Origin of the sequence: Alteromonas macleodii, from assembly GCF_903772925.1 — a bacterium.
Classification (GTDB): Bacteria; Pseudomonadota; Gammaproteobacteria; order Enterobacterales; family Alteromonadaceae; genus Alteromonas; species Alteromonas macleodii_A.
In genome coordinates this window covers 2,854,558-2,871,780 of sequence record NZ_LR812090.1, presented here as the reverse complement: position 1 = coordinate 2,871,780, position 17,223 = coordinate 2,854,558, and the positions used below count along the sequence as shown (strand labels likewise).

The following is a 17,223-nucleotide window of genomic DNA, read 5'->3' as shown; positions in this document are numbered from 1 at the left end:
CTAAAATCGGCGTGCTTTAACATGATTGTTAAAGCACAAATTGCTTAATTTCGCGTTATTGGTAGCATCTGACCTCAAATAACTTAACGTTCTTAGCGCCATAGGTTTCTTTCAAAGTTAGACGGAAGCCATCTATCTTTTGCTTCTCGAAATTAAACTTTATCAGCCGACGTTGATTATCATCTTTCTCGCAAATCGTTTTCCAAACGCCGTTTATATTTAATTCAAGGGTAAGACGCTTTAACAACTCGACAGGGATCTTTGTGGTATAGGCTTCATTTTCACGGGGGTTTTTTAGCATCATTATGTTTTTCTTGACATTGGTGTCGCATTTCACCTCTATTTGAGAAGCTGCTATAGGTGTATCCCACTCAAAAGAAACGGTAGCGCCTAAACCTTTGCTACACCAATGATGAACTTCACCCCGCTCATCTCTTGCCATACCATCTATTAGGTTTTTCACTTCGCCTGAAAGGGTGCTACTGGCAATAATTCTGTCTGCTGTTCGCGATAGGTCGTTAGGGTCGTTTGCATAGCGTTGAGGAATGTATGCATCATCCCGTAACAGTTGCTCTTGTAATTCATCTATATGGTCAGTCGCAATGTCTCTTGGTAGTGCGCTATGCTTTAAGCATAATGCAGCAGCAGTACCCACAGCTTGACCTTGTACAGCACATGTCCCCATTACGCGAGATGAAGATAACGCAACGTGGGTTTGACTAATATTGCGACCAGCAAACATTAAATTCTTAATATTTTTGGAATATAGAGAACGAAGGGGGATTTGGTACACTTCTTCAAAGTGCTCGTGCCAAAAACTCGGTGGCTCCGCAAGATTCTCAATGCCCCCAGGGTTGTGTTCATCAAGAGGCCAGCCTCCGAAGGCCACTGCGTCATCAAACTGCTTAAGACTCAGTTGATCGGGTTCGCATAATATATAGTCTCCCATAAACCGTCGTGACTCCCGCCGACCTGGAAGGGAGCCTACCCAATCAAGCGCAAAGTTATCAGCTTCCGGATAAAGCCCCGAACACTTAACATGCTCCCACACGCCGTACGCAAACGCGAGTAGCCGATGCATATCTGTTTCTGCCGTACCTATAATGTCATCGTTACTTCCTACCTCTACCCACCAAAACCCTTCAACAAAAGGAATGATGCGTCTATCTGGATGTGTTTTTTCAGCGTCATACTTAATCGCAAACGGGGGCGCTTGATAAGGCATAGGTTTTCCCATGTCTTTTGATGACAACAAAATAGTGGCCCCCATTTGCCAACCATCAGGTTCGTCAGGCGCGTATTGCTCATTAAATTCTTGTTTACCCTCACGACCCGTGCGGTATTCTGCACCGGCTGTTGCTGCCATCAAGCCATCGCCAGAGCAATCGATAAAAGTATTAGCTTCCACACTGATTAGGGTTTCTGTGCTCAACTGCCAGCATAACACTTGAACTATTTTTTCACTTTCCACTACTGAGCGCACAGCATGGGTGTTAAGCATCAAGGTTATATTGGGTTCGCGGGTAACGAAGTCGTATAAGACATGATCCCATACAGTAAATGAGTGTTGCTCATTGCAAAAACGGTTAAGCAAGAGAATTTCCTCTAAAATTCCCGTTTCTCGTTCTGGAAGCCCACTTTTTAACTTTGTTACACCATGCACAATTACTCTAATTTCACTTGAGGCATTTCCTCCTAATACCGCTCTATCTTGGATTAGGAGTACTTTCGCGCCATTTCTAGCCGCAGCAACAGCAGCACAGATTCCCGCCATACCACCACCTACGACTGCTACATCAAGCGTTACTGTTTTATCTCGTATGGGTGTCTTCCTTTCAAAGTTTCCCATTTGTGTCCAGTTGTCGTTAGAGCGGTCAGCCAAATCAATAAAACTCTTCATTCTTTACCTTTGTTATAGCGGTTTAATATAGAACAAAACTACCACTAAATTTCTATAATAGCAATTTTGGTCAGCTTGTTTTAGTTGATTTCGGTTAAATTGCGTTTGTAACTTTTGTGGTATGATCCCTGTAATTCACTTTGATCGTTGAAAGATAGAAAACAAATGAAAACTAAACCAGGCGCACAAATAAATCAGAGCATCTTGGACGGGATTTCAGTGTTGCAAGCTCTTGCTGGTTCTGACATGCCCGTAGGGGGGAAGGATTTATCAGAAAAGCTAAACATGGATAGCACTAGGGTTAACAGACTTTTGAAAACCCTTGCTTCAATTGGAATGACACAGCAAACAAAGGGACGAAAGTACATTCCAGGACCAGGTATACACGTACTTTCAGCTCAGAGCTTATATGCCTCAGGATTGCTTCGAAGCGCAATGCCTACGTTGGAGCAACTTGGCAAATTTGACTTAACCGTTGCAATGGGTGTGTTATGGTTTGATACGGTTTCATTTATTTATCACGCAAAGCCAGGTATGCGCGCTACCGAAGGGATAGGTAGAATTGGCGTGCGTAGCGCCACCACAAGCGGTATCGGTATGGTGATGTTAGCTAATTCTCCGAGAGAAGCTGTTATAGATGCATATCAAAACAAGGTTATCGAAGGGTTTCCAGATGGCCTAGAGAGCCTGCTTAGTGAACTGGAAGAAATTAAACAGCGTGGCTACGCACTTTTTCAAAGTCATGAACTTCAAGCGGAAAATGACAAAGCTTATTACTCTTTAGCAATGACCATAGGCTCCCCAGCCAACTCAGCCATTGCACTCCAGGGTAAAATAAAACCTGTAGATGTAGATGATCTTGTATGTGTGCTTAAAGATGCTCGAACTAAAATAGAAAGTGAATTGGGCAAAATGCCGGTACCGTAAAGATATATGGGGAATAATTGTTGGCCGCTGCTTTAAAGCGTAGGCCAACAATCGTACCTTAATGATATTGCTACCAGCTCGCTTCTTTCTCTTGTAAAAGAATACTTTTCAGGTGATGTTGATATACGTCCAACCTAGGATCATCTACCCGCGCCAGTTCACGCTCTAAAAGTGAGGTAATATGGGCTAGCTTTTGCTTATAGTCAGCGTTTTTAATCAAGTTTGTAAGTTCACCAGGGTCTTTTTTCAAATCATAGAGTTCATCTCTGTTATCTCCCGGGTACCAAACGAATTTTAAGTCGGGCGTGCGCAGCGCTCTTAGTCCAAACCAAGCTCCGTTGTACCATTCGTACATATAAAGTGCGGTATCCTCTTGGCCTGCTTCAGCCTTGTCCCCGTTTATCATAAGCGGTACTAATGAGCGCCCATCTACGTCCCCATCACTGGGAAGGTGCATTAGCTCACCTAATGTGGGCGCCAAATCTATCATCGATACTTGCCGGGTAATTACTTTGGGCGTGGTATCTGGATTCCGATAGAGTAGGGGAATGCGCATGAGTTCGTCATAGGCATATGGACCTTTATCAAAAAGATTGTGTTCACCTATCATGCTCCCTTGATCGCCTAAAAGAACAATATGTAAATCATCATATAAACCGAGGTCTTTCGCTGTTTGCAATAGCTCCCCAACCATGTCGTCAACCATTGCTATGGCGCCGTAGTAGTGTGCCTGAGAACGACGCCAATCGCTTTCTGTCATATGCCCCACATCATGCCAAGGCCACAATACCTTGTCCTGCGCCATTGGTTTAAAATTTCTTTCTTGCACAAAATTGTCGGGCAAAGAAATGTCCTTGGGATCAAACATACTGGAGTACGGTTCGGGAACACGATAGGGTGGGTGAGGTTGATTAAAACTCACCACGCCGAAAAAGGGCTTGTCTTGTTGAGCGGCCGCAACCAACATCTCTTTTCCATACTCAACTTTATGGTACGCTTCTGTATCTTTATAAGTACCCGGTATAGTTTGGTAGTAAACGTGTTTCTCACCGTTTTCATCTCGCTGCCCTTGATAATAGCCTTTAATACTTTCTACATCGGCGTAAGGTACATAATGGCGAGGCTTTCTGGTGCGCGTATCTGCGTGCTCCCGAATAAATTGAGCGCCACGTATCTTTGGCCCTTGGGGGCCTATATGCCATTTACCAACATATCCTACAAAATAGTCGCTATCTACCGCCCGTTTTATTAGTCCCCCTTCAGAAGGCGAAAGTTGGTATTGACGAGAGTGAAACAGCTCAACATTGTCGTCGAGGCCCGTTTTGTGCCCCCATCTGCCGGTAAATAAGGCAGCCCTTGAAGGTGAACAAAGGCCGGTTGTCGTCATAGCTGAGTTAAACTGTACACTTTGCTCTGCAAGCATATCGATATTTGGGGTTGGTACTGGCCCATCTCGATAAGAAAATGTATCAAATCGCATATCGTCAAAAAAGAGCACAAGTACATTCGGTTTTTTCTCGGGGGTAGCGAATGCGAATGGGCTAAAAATTAAGATAAGAGATAACAATAAGTACTTCATACGTGAGTGTCCTTACGTTGATTAAATAATGTTTTGGGGTATACGGTAATACATAAAGCTAATACAAAAGTGCCCACCAGTAGGATAGTGTTTTGCCCTTTGTCAGCTTGAAGGCCCAAGCCGAAAATAATGAGCCCTATACCACCAATGCCAATTGCGATAATTTTCTTTCCTTGTTCGTTGGCATCGTTAGTCGAAGGGGGTAAGTCGTTTGAATGAGTGGCTTCTGGCGTTTTTACGTTAGAGGGAGAGAAGCCCGCCCTTTGAACCGGTTGTTTATTGCCGGGCGCATTATGTGTATTGGAAAGAAAGCGGTAGTAAAGTTCCCAAATTGCCAAAAGGAATATTGGCACAATCACACCCACAAACATTTCACTTGAGCGGTCAAGCGATATCCCCAATAGCTCTGGGATAAAAAATTTAAAAGCGACATTGATTGAAAGACTGATAACACTAGTAGAAATAACACTCAACTGTGTTTGATTGTCCGAAAATAGCGTCCATACAGGAGGTAGAAATAAGGCAACCCCAGTAATAGCGGCTAAACTAAAAGCGACCTCTACAATACCCCCCATGCTTGATACGCAAAGCGCGATAACTATCGATAATACGCCAAAAAATACCGTTGACGTTCTAGCAACCCACATAGTTTCAAACGCACTACGTTTTCGTTTTATTTGTGGGTAAATATCGTTAGTGAATACGCCTGCGGCAATATTCAATGTGGTGTTAACGGAACTGGCTGTCGCGAATACCATCGCGCCAAGAATTAACCCCATTAATCCATTTGGCACCACTAATTTACTGATTTGTAGGTAAGCTCCTTCGGCGTCAGTGGAGGCTGTATCAGGACTAATAATGCGGTAAACCATAGGTGGCAACATCCATATGATCGGCGCAATTAGGTATAAAACTCCAAATAGATAGCCAACTTTTTTTGCATCTTTTTCTGATTTAACACTCGTGTAGCGCTGTACGTATGCCCAACTTCCACCAATAAAAACCATGTTATAGAAGCCAAACGCGGCCATAAATAGCCAATCATACTCAGCGTTTGTTACCTGAAAAAAATCGCTGGGTGCGTTAGCTATAAACATACCCACACCACCAATTTCCTCAAATGCCAAGGGGACGATTATGCTAACCGCGGCCATTAGAACGATAAATTGCAAAACGTCGGTAACCAAAACTGCCCATAAACCACCTACGGCGGTATAGGCAATAATGAGTACGCCGAGAAAAAGAATAGCCGAGACAAGCGGTATGCCCGTTGTGACTTCTATCATTTTTCCTACAGGGTATAAAAACGCGCCACCACTAAAGATAGAGATTATGAAAAAGAGATACGTATAGAACTTCTGAGATGCATGTCCAAGCTTTGTTGAGATAAATTCTGCGGCTGTTAAAACGTTAGTTCGATTCCATTTCGGCGCGATGAAATACCCAACTGCAAGTCCAGCTAGACTCATTGTTGTTTGTATTGTAACAGAAACAAGCCCCGTCTTGTACGCAATAGAGCCCCATACAACGAAGGTTCCTACAGAGAAAAAGCTCATAAACAAGGAAAGTCCGGAAATCCACCAGGGAACTGCACCTCCAGCAGCGAAGAAAGAGGATACCGAGCCTTCTTTTTTGCCAAAAGAGAGTCCTAGCAGAACAACAAGCAATGCGAAGGTGATAGCAATTGAAACGTCAAATGAAGTCAAAATTATCTCACTTAATTGTTCTTTTTGAAAAAGCGCACATAATCTACGGTTATTTGCTCAGGCAATTTACTGTCATCTATTGCTTGAGTATTTCCAAGGAAGGTTCCTAGCCCAGTGAGCCAAATATTCACGTCGTTGTGTTTGTAACGGGGGGCTGGAAACTCTGTTTCGCTCACCAGTTTTCCGTCGAAATAATAGCGCACGTGGGTCTCGGTAAACTCCATGCCATAAACATGGAATTCCGTTAGTGTAGTGCCGTCATTAAATCGAATTTGCTTAGTGCCAACTTTATTTTGTTTGCGGCCCTTATCTTCGGTCCCTGGTTCAGGTTTCCATTGGTGGGCATCGGTTTGAAAATGGGTAGGATCGATGGAGTCATTTTCAAAGGGATCAAGTTCGATGTGACTGTGTAAACTTGGATCATCCAGCGGATTAAATTTAAGACTGTCGCTGTTTTCGGTTTTTTCTAGGTATTTCATCATCCAAAAAGAGCTATGCCAACCAGCACCCACCGGTGTTTTTAAGCGCGCTTCGTAAAAACCATAGCGAAATAGTGATTTAGAGATAATCCCTCCACCCGTGTAATGCACAGCACGAGCGGGCTCATCACCTTCTTTTTGGCCCGGCTGCAACCAGGTATTATTGGGGCATTCCACACGTTCTTTTTTTAATAAGATAGTGTAGTAACCATCAGCTACGACGTTATTAGATTGCAGTTGTTTGCTCCAGTGCTTACAATCTAGTCGATACTGCCAACGAGTTTCATCAATCGCATTTCCATCGAACTCATCGTTCCAGACCAGCGTATAATTATCGTTATTCGCTTCTAATAGCGGCTGCACCTTTGTCTCTGCCAGATCAGAACACGCACCTAACCCCAATGCGACTACCGTTAACACAGACATTTTTCTGCAAACATTCATACTTACCCCCCCTCTAATTGCTATAATAGATATTACGATAATAATCTACTTAGTTTAAAACATCAAACATATTATTTTTATATTTATTACATATTGATAACAAAATCACTTGTGCTTTCATGGTAATTGCTATTATAGTGATTTTACGACTAAGTGAGGATTGTTAAAAATGAAGATAAAAAAACTTTCAATGGTAGCTTCGGCGGTAGGTACGATTTTGTGTACCAACATCGGAACTGCACAGGAAATCGATAAGTCTGTGGAAGTGATAGAGGTTAAAGGGGTAAGAACGTCATTGATTGCAGCGACTGCAAATAAGCGCTACTCAGACCAAATTGAAGACTCCATTATTGCCGATGATATAGGAAAGTTGCCAGACGTGACGGTCGCAGAATCCCTCGGAAGGGTGGCGGGCGTTCAAGTCGACCAAGGTATTGGTGAAGGCTCTTCCGTATCTATAAGGGGGTTACGTGACAATGTTATTTTGTACAATGGAAGGACAATTGTAGATGTAAACGGGCGCGGAGGAACGGGAATGGATACGTTGAACACATCGACCTATTCCATTATGGCCATGGTACCTTCTGCGTTAACAAAATCCTTAACTGTAACGAAACTATCATCAGCCGATATGATTGATGGTGCTATGGGCGGCGTGATTAACATCAAAAGCCAAACCGCATTCGATAACCCTGGCGAACAAAAAGCATTTTCCTATGCTGTAAATTATAATGATCAGAATAATAGTTTAGGGAACCAGTTGTTCGGCTCCTATTCAAATACGTTTTCTGACGATCAAGTGGGGATACTTTTAAGCGCGAATTTAGACAAAAGGGAAGTATCACAAGATGGTGTCGGTACGTTTAACGGGTGGACTTCGCTTGCTACCGACCGGATGGCAACGGATTCTGACGGTAATCGTTTAGATTTAGATGCGCAAGGCGCAGAACAAAAGTTATTTATAAATAGCGATCCCCGTTTTCAACAAATAATAGACGACCGCGACAGATTGAGTGCGTCGTCAATAGTACAGTGGCAACCATTAGAGACCCTTTATTTTGTTTTCGATGCACTATATTCAAAATTTGACTCAGTAAGAGATAGGCATTGGTTATCAACGCCATTGCTGGGGGATTTTTCTAATGCTGTAGTCGATGAAAACAATTTCCTAGTGGCAGGGTCGGCACAAAGTCCCTTACAAAACAATGCGGAGTACGTTGACCTTTCAACTGACCTTTTATCCGTTGCATTACAAAACGAATGGCAAATTACTGACGAGGCTATTATTTCTTCCGAGCTTACTTACAGTAATTCGGAGTCCGATAGAATCCAAGTATTTAATCGAGTACAAACCCTAGAAACGTTTGATATCGACTTTGACGTAAGAGAAGGTGATTTTGGTGGTGAATTTAACTTCGATGCTGACCCATTAGATAAACGTGCCTATCGATGGAATAACTACTTCGATAATAAGCAAAGTACACGTACTGAACACTACGCTTTAAGTATAGATAGCGATATATATCTCGATAGTCCTATTTTCACGAAACTAGAGGCAGGTGTTAGATTACAACGATACCAAACCAATACAGATGCGGGGAATAGACAGTTAGTTCCGTTTCGTAATCAACCGACCGACAATCTTATTGATTATGAGCAAAAATTCAATTTAGACGGTTTTTTTGAAACATTCTCAAATACAGATTATCTACCCAATGCGTTAAGTGAGTTACCGAGAAGTTATTTGATTGGGCAAGGAAGGAATATTGTTGGGTGCGAATTTGTTATTGATGTATTTACTGAAGCAGATCGCCAAAAGTGTTTAAACCCTGACGCTGACATCAATAATTTATTAAGTACATGGAATATTGAAGAAGACCACTTAGCTGCCTATTTGAAAATTAACTACGACTTTGAGTTTGCTGGTATGAGAGCTAGTGGCAACTTTGGTGGTAGGTGGTTAAAGCGTGACCTTACATCGATAGGGAATCAGGCTGTATCATCGACTGAAGTGACAGGGTCGACTGTTGAGGTAACGAATTCAACTTTCTTACCCTCAGTAATTTTCAATTTAGATGTTACAGATGATTTTAAGTTGAGATTAGGCGGGGCTAAAGTGCTTGCGTACCCTAGCACTGCTTCAATGCGTAATTCATTTAGACTATTTGTGAGAACGGATACAGATGACAACGGAAATTTAGTACCGGGTTTCGGCAATGGAGGCTCTCCTGAACTAAAACCTTTTGAAGCTACGCAATTTGATGTATCCGCTGAGTGGTATTTCAACGAATCCTCTGCCTTTACTACAACGCTCTTCACAAAAGATATTGCGTCGTTCGTTATACCTAGACAAAATAATTTAAGCTTTCCTTCCTACCCGGAAGTGCCTTTTTTCACCATTGCTCAGGATGCCAACGGAGAAGGTGGGACTATTGAGGGCATTGAATTCTACTATCAACAAGCTTTTGACTTTCTCCCTGCACCCTTTGACGGATTTGGGGTAACGGCGAGCTATGCGGTAATCAATAGTGATACTGACTTAACAGATTTATCCGGTAACCCGCAACCGTATTTAGGGCTATCTAAAAAGAGTGGAAATTTAATTGCGTATTATGAAAAGGAAAAACACAGTATTAGGGTTGCCTACAATTTTAGAGATCCTTACTTGCAGTCTATAGGTACCGAGGATTTAGGCTGGTATAGCGATGAATTCAACCAATTGGCTTTAACTTACAAATACACGATTAACGATAACATGAGTGTTTCGCTGCAGGGGAACAACTTAACAGAAGAGAACAATCGCACGTATGCACAGTTTCCAATAGCGCTATTAACTAATACTGAAAGAGGAAGAACACTTAGAGCGTCCTTCACTATGAAATGGTAAAAGAGTCGGACTTACTTTACAAACCTTTGTTAAATTAAGTTGCTGTATTAAATAAAAATTGAGGGAGTTCCCCTCAATTTTTTGATTAAGAAAACTAACCTAGGGAGCGAAAATAAGTAAAAGATTCGCGGTCTCCGAGCTTCTGTGAAAAAGACATACCCAGTTCAATAAGCCTGCTGTCTCGAACATGCGAAAGTCCCTCTTTTAGCACGGTAATCGCATTTTGTGTTTTACCTATATTATCCAGAGCAAGGGCGTAGATATACCAGTTCTGAGTATTGGTCGGTGCTAGTTCAGAGGCTTTTTTAAATAATTTAACTGCAGCAGGTTTATTCTGCTGGCGAATGTTGAGCATTCCCAGTGAATAGTAAACAATGTCGCTAGTAGGAACCGCCTTTACTGCTTCTTCGAGGGTTTGTTTTTCAAGCGCCGCTTTATTTTGGCTGCGGTACAGTTCGGCAAGATTTATGTAATTAGCTTCAAAGAACGGGTCTACTTTAATACCCTGTTTTAAAAGTGTTTCTGTTTCTTGAATGTTTCCTAGCTGGTATTCAATCATACTTTGATTGAGATTCCCTTCACCACGCCACTGATTGATGATGTTAGATACTTTCAGTTCGTCCAATGCTTGTTTAAACGCAGCAGAATCAATACCCAAACCAATTAAATTATTAACCGCGGCAACGCGGACGCTTTTATATTTATCGTTAAGTAACCCTTTATATGATTTCAGCCGTTCGCCCGCTGGTAGAGTTCTGCCAGCTTGGGCCGCCGCAAGTCGCAGTAATGGCTCTTTGTTTCTAATAAATGGTCTAAGATCTTTATCGCTCAGCGCCTCAATACGACTAGATAGCATTGTGACCACTGTCGCACGCTTTATAACAGGCAGCGTTTTAGCATGGGCAAGTCTTAGCATTTCATTTTTACCCATAGCTTCGCCGTGCATAAAAGCAATGTATTTTTCCTCATCGCTATTTAATGTCGCATCTCTGCCATACCACTCATTTAACTGCTTCGACACCCAATCATTGTCGTTTTCATGGCAGTTTAGGCAGGCGTTAGGCGCGCCGGTTTTCGCTGATACATGTGGAGTAGGGATGCTAAAACTATGATCGCGCCTGGCGTCTACCCCCATAAAGGTGCGCGTCGGCATGTGACAATTTACACACTGGCTAGCTTCACTGTCACTAGGATGTTTGGTGTGCTTTTCACCTTCGTATGCTTGTGCAGAGTGGCACTGCAAACACAGCCCATTACCTTCTACTTTCAGCTTCATGGTGTGTGGGTTGTGACAGTCTATACAATTAACCCCAGCCTCATACATCCGACTTTGAAGAAAAGACCCATACACATACACTTCCTCTTTTATTTGCCCGTCAGCAAAGTAAAGAGGGGATATAAGCAATGAAGGAGTGAACTGATCCAGATAGTGGTGTTCAGGGTTTATGCCATCAGTTAGTGGAGAACGAAGAGAGTGACAGCCAAAACAGGTATCCATAAAGCTATTGTCCCGTTTCGCAGGCCTATATTCGCCATTTTCAAGCTCTTGCCAACTAGCAATTTTATCCCCTTCTTTTAATAACCATTGGCCCATAGCCTTTTGTTCACCTGTCGACAAGGTATTGTGGGAATAGGGGGGCGTGTCGTTACTGGTAGCTGTATCAGTCTTCGAAGCGTGCGTAGAAGAAAGTGTGTTGCTATTTTGCTTATAATGGTTTGCCATATCTCCGTGACAAGACGCACAAGACACGTTAATAGCATCAAAATGACTGTTAAATGTTGATGTGTCGGCGTCGAAATTACGTGTTAAGCCGGTTGAATGGCAATCAGCACACATTCCGTTCCAGTTTTGCATCGGCTGCTTCCAGTGCAGCCTATCATTCACGCCAATATCTTCATCTTGATAGTTAGGGTACCAGCGTTGACCGCCTTCTTTTTCGTCACGGCTATCCCATGCGAATGGGAAAACCTGTAAACGACCCTTTTCGGTTTCAATTAAAAATTGTTGTAATGGATAGTGACCAAATACATAAGAGATAGTGTACTGTGTAGCTTCGCCTGCCTCTGTGAGCGTAGCCAAAAATTTACCATTTTTTCTAGAGAAAGTTGCACGTTGCGAAAAGTGCGTAGTTGTTGCGTTATCAAAATTGCCTAAAACCGTTTCGTTTGTCGCATGATCCATGGCTTTTCCATGGTCTGATGTTCTCCACTGTTTTACTTGTTCGGCATGACAACTTACGCATTGTGAAGACTCACTAGCGTAAGACGCGTAGCTTGAAAAAACAAACAGCAAAGTAAGGGCTAATACAACAATACGCGGCACGTCAAAAACTCTAATATGTTAATAGTTTGTATAGGGTATCATGTTAACGCAAGCACGTCCTAATAATGCAAACATCTTATGTGGGGTTATTCGTGACGTTCGGTTAAAATCAATTCACTAGACTGGGGCATTATCGCGAAGTCAAACTGCCCTAAGACGTTCATTCCCAACAATCCATCAGAATCGGGTAATGCGTTTTCGGGCAGAACGATGGCTGAAACATCGTTGAACTCATAGCCTGCGAAATAAAAGCGCGGTATCTGTACCAGAGGGGCTTCAATGGTTCCTGACGCGGTTCTAATGTTGAAATTACCGATAAACGTGAGGTTTCGCATGCGACCTAAGCGAGCGAATAGTCGTGACGATATTGCTGTTGTGCTGGCACCCGTATCTAGAATCATGGTGGCTTTTTGATTAAGCGCCTTTGCTTCAAGGCGATATTGGTCGCCGATACGCTCTAAATCTACGCGTGTTTGATAACGTGCGTCCTCCGCGCCTGTCGGCGTTAGTTCACTGTTGTTCGGTGTAGTGTCGGCGTTAGCAATATCGCGTATTTCATAAGCTTTATTGCGAATGATATTTGCGTCTCTGTCGTTTAATGGCAAGGCGGCGAGCACATCTTCCATTAAGGTAAGCTTTTGCTGATAAGCGTAGGCTTCAGCCAGGTTAAGTGTGTAGTGTTTCGCGTCGGGAATGCGTTGATAAAGTGGCTCATTTAATCTGGCAACCAGTTCCCACTGTTCGTCTTGACTTAACTGCGTCTGTGCTTGTTGATACAAGGTGGCAATTTTTGTGTCAATAAACGTAAGCGTTTTGTTTGAAAGAGGCAGTTCAGCTAAGTCGTAGTAGTGCACTATCGCTGTGGGCAGGGGCTTGGTTAACTCAATTAGTTCAGCTTCTAGTAGCAGTAGTGATTCATTAAGCGGATCATTTTTCAGATACTTTGTAAGCTCTGTGGCAAGCAGTGCATATTGCCCATTATTGAGTAAAGCTGTTAGCTCTGACAGCTGGTCTTGGTCTAATTGAGATGAAGAGAAGCCTTGCCCTTTTATCTCATTTGATGCCGTATTTGCCCCGCTGATGTCAGTGGGAAAGTCAGTGCGAAAGTCAGAAGATCTTGGGTCAGAAATAGGTACTGCCTTACTTCCTACATTTAGACCGCTTTTGTGCTTTGCATTATCTTCTAGGCGGTGTTCATAGCTTGCCTCTATTTCATAAGCTTTATCATTGTGCTGTTTTAAGCTAACCCACAGGTATATATTAAAGCTTAACGAAACACACAACGTACATAGAAGCAGCACTGCTAGCCAGGTTCTCATTTGGATATACAAGCCTCGCCGTATATGTCCACAAATTGCTTAGGCATCCTTTTGGGCGTACCAGTATCAAGGCTGACGCAAACAAAAGTTGTTAGTGCATCAAAAACGGGTTTGTTACGCTTTGGGCAGATGAACTGGAATTGGCGCTTCAGAGTTAGTTTGCGATCGCAAAACACTATCCAAGTTGCACAGTCTAACGTATCTCCAAGATGTGTTGGCAGGTGGTAGTTAAGCTCGTGACGCTTAATAACCATGCCGCGGTTGAGCGATTGATAATCGGCAAACTGTAAGCCAAGGGCGTTTGAATGAGCCCACGCTAGGCTTTCTAACTGCGACAGATACGCCACATTGTTCACATGCTGATAGTGATCAATATGTGTTTCATCAATATGCCATTGCTGAACATAGGGGTTGTCTAACATCCAATTTAGCGTGGTGAAGCTCAAACCTCTTCCTTATTCATATATCTTGTTTATACCCTAGCTGCTTCATTACCGCCGGCGTAGCGCCGTTGCTCACGAAGGCCTGCTTTTGGATCTCTTTCTTTGCAACTTATACCACAGGCAACGGATTATCTTCAGGTAAGGTTAAATCGTCACTTAACAATGATTGCATAATTGCTTTTTCTCTTACCAACACGGGTTGTATAAAGCCTTGCACATCGCCTAGCGCTTTAAATGCATTAAAACCACGCTCTAAAAACTCATGCAGAGCCAGTAAGCCAGCTAATTTGGCTGGACGTCGAGATAGCGAAATCAACATACCTATACCACGAATCTTTATTACGTCAGAGAGTTGATCGCCCAAATGAGAAATTATATCGATTTGATGCGCTCTGTCTTCCATCCTGCCCACATTGCGATAAGCCAGAGCGTAGTTATCTCGGTTAATTGGCTCTGAAGGAAAATGGCTTTGTAGATATTGGGCCATTTCCATGTCTAAATCGAACGATAGTGCGTTTAACGATAATGCGTCGTCCATAGCGTTCATGGCTTTGTCGGGCAATACTTTTGCGAGCTTAGGAATAACGCGAACTAAGTCAGCGTCGCGCTGGCTGAAATCTTTTGGCCCGTACAATTCATCTACAAAGAACGCCATGGCTTTTTGATAGCGTGTTTGCTGCGCCAAATCGTCGTGCGTGACCAGTAAACGCTCACACTGCCAATGCTGCAGCTGATGAATAATAGGCATTACACCCAACTGATTAGCCAAATCACGAAGGGCATTTACCCGATGAATATGTTTAATTATCTGTTGCGCCAAATGAGAAACTCCCTGTTGAACTAATGTGACTTGTTCGCTCTTGTAAACCTAGATTGACCTATGCCAGCATGCCTTTCAAGTGAGAAGACAAAGTTTTGCTGGTATACTCCACCGCCATTGATTTAGCTCACTCGTATAGAACTTATTTGCCGACATGAAGATTGCAAGTCATCACGCTAAGCCTGACTCAGACGTACCTGCGTTAATAGCACTGTTTAATTCTACATTTGAAGATTTTAATACGCGCTTGGTTTTAGGTGATGATGAACCCATTTACCTCCCAGCAGACGGTGAAAAGCCTTACCATCAAATCGTGTTTGCCCATGGATTCTTTTCAAGTGCTTTGCATGAAATTGCACACTGGTGTATAGCCGGTGAAAAGCGCCGACTATTAGAAGACTACGGTTACTGGTATTGCCCAGACGGTCGAGATGCAGCGCAGCAAGCCGATTTTGAAAAAGTAGAAATTAAGCCACAGGCTATTGAATGGGCGTTTACTGAAGCGGCAGGCAGAAAATTTCAGGTAAGCACAGATAATTTAAATGGTGCTGAGCCCGACAGAGAAGGATTTACCCGAAACGTAGCTGCTCAGCTAGAAGCCTATAAAGCGAATGGTTTTCCACCACGCGCTGAACGTTTTATACAAGCGCTGTCATCTGAGTTTGGCAAAAGTAAATTGTCTGCTTTACCCATCAGCAAAGCAACAGATAAGGCGGCTGGAAATGCGCCAACAGGTGTAGAAAGAAGCGAAACAGGTTACGGGATAGGAGTTGTTGCTGAATGAGTCAAGTTAGCACTAGTCAATCAGTGTCTGATCACAAGCCTACATTCAAGCTAGGCGTTATAGTTAACCCCTTTGCGGGTATTGGCGGAGCGCTTGCGCTTAAAGGTAGCGATGGTGCTGAGATTCGTGAAAAAGCCCTCGCTATGGGAGCAGAGAAAAAAGCTAACGAAAAAATGGCTAAAGCGCTCAGTATTCTAGAAGCGTTGTCAGGTCAGTTCACAGTAGTTACAGCCTCAGGCGACATGGGGGAGACCGTATGTGAATCTTTAGGTATCCCTTGTGAAGTTATCTACACAGCCGATGCCGCGCAAACTGAAGGTGAAGACTCAGAAGGCGCGGCTAAAGCCATGGTACACGCTAATGTTGACTTGCTGCTGTTTGCGGGTGGTGACGGAACCGCGCGCAATATTTGTAGTGTAGTGGGAACCCAAGTGCCCGTACTAGGCGTGCCTGCAGGATGCAAAATTCACTCTGGCGTTTACTGTGTATCGCCGTCAGCGGCAGGGCAGGTAGTAAGCCAAATGATTGCTGGCGAGCTTGTAAGTGAAATGGACGCTGAAGTCCGAGATATTGACGAAAACGCCTTTCGCGACGGGAAAGTTATTGCCAAACACTATGGTGAAATGCGCGTACCCGCTGAACTCACTTACGTTCAAGCTGTAAAAATGGGCGGCAAAGAAGACGAGGCGTTGGTGCTTGATGATATTGCGGCGTATTTGAGCGAAATTATGGACGATGAGCCTGATACGTACTTTGTTATGGGCTCGGGCTCTACGGTAGGCGCTGTCATGGAGTTTCTTGGCTTAGACAATACCTTGTTAGGCGTTGATGTGGTGAAGCAAGGTGAGTTAATTGCAAGTGACGTTACTGCCAGTGAACTGATTGAGCTAACTCAAGATAAGCCCACGAAGGTCATTTTGACGGTTATCGGTGGTCAGGGCCACATCTTGGGGCGCGGAAATCAACAGTTAAGCCCGGTGTTTATTCGTCAGATTGGCAAGCAGAATATGCTTGTCGTTGCCACTAAACAAAAACTACAGGCGTTACACGGCAAACCGCTTCGTTTAGATTCAAGCGATGCTGCGCTCGATACTGAATTAGCAGGCGCCTTTACGGTTATTACAGGCTACAAAGACAAAGTACTTTGCCAAGCTGTTTAAGGGCATTGCGCCATATACCAAAGCAAACTCATAGCCTTTAGAACAACGAGGTTTGTCTCGAAATAAGAATTGAAATGTAGAGATAAAGAACTGAAATTAACAACAGAAAGGAGTAAGACGTGTTACCACCTGCTGCAGCACCAGAAAGTGTCGTTAAAGCTATTGCAGATATTGAGGCATCGCTTGATGACGTGGTAAATCATGGTAGCGATGATGAATTGTTTATTGCCAGCTACTTACAAGGCCATTTCGCGGTAGAGGCACGCCAACTAGAGATGGAAGAAGGCGCTACCGTTGCGATGCTTAATGAAAAAATGCTTGAAAGCCTTAATAAAGCTTTCGCTAACAACGAATTAGAAAGTGAAGATGCTCAACAAGTCAAAGCACTATGGGCACGGTTAGTCGCAATGTAATTGCGGCTTTCCTTATCTACTTTTTCATAAGAGCTATCT

The 17,223-nt window shown here is 43.3% G+C and carries 13 protein-coding genes; 5 read left to right on the top strand and 8 right to left on the bottom strand.

The features are described from left to right. Nucleotides 1-55 precede the first annotated feature (55 nt). Nucleotides 56-1,900 carry an FAD-dependent oxidoreductase gene (locus PCAR9_RS12440; protein WP_179983868.1) on the bottom strand — a complete coding sequence of 615 codons (1,845 nt, stop codon included), beginning with the start codon at nt 1,898-1,900 and terminating at the stop codon, nt 56-58. Between the two features lie 165 nt (nt 1,901-2,065). Between PCAR9_RS12440 and PCAR9_RS12435 the strand changes: the two genes are divergently transcribed. Continuing rightward, on the top strand, nt 2,066-2,827 hold the full coding sequence (locus tag PCAR9_RS12435) for a helix-turn-helix domain-containing protein (protein WP_131136592.1): 762 nt from the start codon (nt 2,066-2,068) through the stop codon (nt 2,825-2,827). A gap of 70 nt (nt 2,828-2,897) precedes the next feature. On the opposite strand, the gene PCAR9_RS12430 is transcribed toward PCAR9_RS12435, so the two are convergent. From PCAR9_RS12430 to PCAR9_RS12420, 3 genes are read right to left on the bottom strand one after another with little or no spacing between them, the layout of a single operon-like run. Further along, nucleotides 2,898-4,406 (bottom strand): sulfatase-like hydrolase/transferase, encoded by a 1,509-nt coding sequence (locus tag PCAR9_RS12430; RefSeq protein WP_179983867.1) that lies wholly within the window; start codon nt 4,404-4,406, stop codon nt 2,898-2,900. Then, nucleotides 4,403-6,112 (bottom strand): sodium:solute symporter family protein, encoded by a 1,710-nt coding sequence (locus PCAR9_RS12425; protein ID WP_179983866.1) that lies wholly within the window; start codon nt 6,110-6,112, stop codon nt 4,403-4,405. Before PCAR9_RS12425 ends, PCAR9_RS12430 begins: the two co-directional genes overlap by 4 nt. Before the next feature lie 11 nt (nt 6,113-6,123). Continuing rightward, entirely contained in the window at nt 6,124-7,035 is a 912-nt protein-coding gene (locus tag PCAR9_RS12420; protein ID WP_179983865.1) for a glycoside hydrolase family 16 protein, read from the bottom strand. A gap of 169 nt (nt 7,036-7,204) precedes the next feature. Between PCAR9_RS12420 and PCAR9_RS12415 the strand changes: the two genes are divergently transcribed. After that, on the top strand, nt 7,205-9,922 hold the full coding sequence (locus PCAR9_RS12415; RefSeq protein ID WP_179983864.1) for a TonB-dependent receptor: 2,718 nt from the start codon (nt 7,205-7,207) through the stop codon (nt 9,920-9,922). Nucleotides 9,923-10,016: 94 nt separating this feature from the next. Here PCAR9_RS12415 and PCAR9_RS12410 read toward each other — a convergent pair whose 3' ends face one another. From PCAR9_RS12410 to PCAR9_RS12395, 4 genes are all read right to left on the bottom strand, one after another. Next, nucleotides 10,017-12,245 (bottom strand): ammonia-forming cytochrome c nitrite reductase subunit c552, encoded by a 2,229-nt coding sequence (locus PCAR9_RS12410; RefSeq protein WP_179983863.1) that lies wholly within the window; start codon nt 12,243-12,245, stop codon nt 10,017-10,019. An 86-nt stretch (nt 12,246-12,331) separates the two neighbouring features. Continuing rightward, nucleotides 12,332-13,564, bottom strand: coding sequence for a retropepsin-like aspartic protease family protein (locus PCAR9_RS12405; protein WP_179983862.1), 1,233 nt, complete (start codon nt 13,562-13,564; stop codon nt 12,332-12,334). Then, nucleotides 13,561-14,010, bottom strand: a complete 450-nt coding sequence (locus PCAR9_RS12400; RefSeq protein ID WP_179983861.1) for an acyl-CoA thioesterase — start codon at nt 14,008-14,010, stop codon at nt 13,561-13,563. The genes PCAR9_RS12405 and PCAR9_RS12400 overlap by 4 nt, the downstream gene beginning before the upstream one ends. A 106-nt stretch (nt 14,011-14,116) precedes the next feature. Next, the gene (locus PCAR9_RS12395) at nt 14,117-14,827 is read right to left on the bottom strand and encodes a DUF8198 family protein (RefSeq protein ID WP_179983860.1); all 711 of its coding nucleotides are present in this window, start codon (nt 14,825-14,827) and stop codon (nt 14,117-14,119) included. A 154-nt stretch (nt 14,828-14,981) separates the two neighbouring features. Between PCAR9_RS12395 and PCAR9_RS12390 the strand changes: the two genes are divergently transcribed. The 3 genes from PCAR9_RS12390 to PCAR9_RS12380 all read left to right on the top strand — a co-directional run bounded on the left by PCAR9_RS12390 (nt 14,982) and on the right by PCAR9_RS12380 (nt 17,184). After that, on the top strand, nt 14,982-15,611 hold the full coding sequence (locus tag PCAR9_RS12390) for an elongation factor P hydroxylase (protein ID WP_179983859.1): 630 nt from the start codon (nt 14,982-14,984) through the stop codon (nt 15,609-15,611). Further along, complete coding sequence (locus tag PCAR9_RS12385; protein ID WP_179983858.1) at nt 15,608-16,771, top strand: ATP-NAD kinase family protein; 1,164 nt, start codon at nt 15,608-15,610, stop codon at nt 16,769-16,771. Before PCAR9_RS12390 ends, PCAR9_RS12385 begins: the two co-directional genes overlap by 4 nt. A gap of 119 nt (nt 16,772-16,890) precedes the next feature. After that, complete coding sequence (locus PCAR9_RS12380) at nt 16,891-17,184, top strand: YfcL family protein (protein WP_179983857.1); 294 nt, start codon at nt 16,891-16,893, stop codon at nt 17,182-17,184. The last annotated feature ends 39 nt before the right edge of the window (nt 17,185-17,223 follow it).

Excerpts from the sequence above, each read along its gene's own strand:
- PCAR9_RS12405 (WP_179983862.1), bottom strand. The coding sequence starts at position 13,564 with ATGAGAACCTGGCTAGCAGTGCTGCTTCTATGTACGTTGTGTGTTTCG.
- PCAR9_RS12440 (WP_179983868.1), bottom strand. The coding sequence starts at position 1,900 with ATGAAGAGTTTTATTGATTTGGCTGACCGCTCTAACGACAACTGGACA.
- PCAR9_RS12385 (WP_179983858.1), top strand. The coding sequence starts at position 15,608 with ATGAGTCAAGTTAGCACTAGTCAATCAGTGTCTGATCACAAGCCTACA.
- PCAR9_RS12390 (WP_179983859.1), top strand. The coding sequence starts at position 14,982 with ATGAAGATTGCAAGTCATCACGCTAAGCCTGACTCAGACGTACCTGCG.
- PCAR9_RS12415 (WP_179983864.1), top strand. The coding sequence starts at position 7,205 with ATGAAGATAAAAAAACTTTCAATGGTAGCTTCGGCGGTAGGTACGATT.
- PCAR9_RS12430 (WP_179983867.1), bottom strand. The coding sequence starts at position 4,406 with ATGAAGTACTTATTGTTATCTCTTATCTTAATTTTTAGCCCATTCGCA.
- PCAR9_RS12420 (WP_179983865.1), bottom strand. The coding sequence starts at position 7,035 with ATGAATGTTTGCAGAAAAATGTCTGTGTTAACGGTAGTCGCATTGGGG.
- PCAR9_RS12435 (WP_131136592.1), top strand. The coding sequence starts at position 2,066 with ATGAAAACTAAACCAGGCGCACAAATAAATCAGAGCATCTTGGACGGG.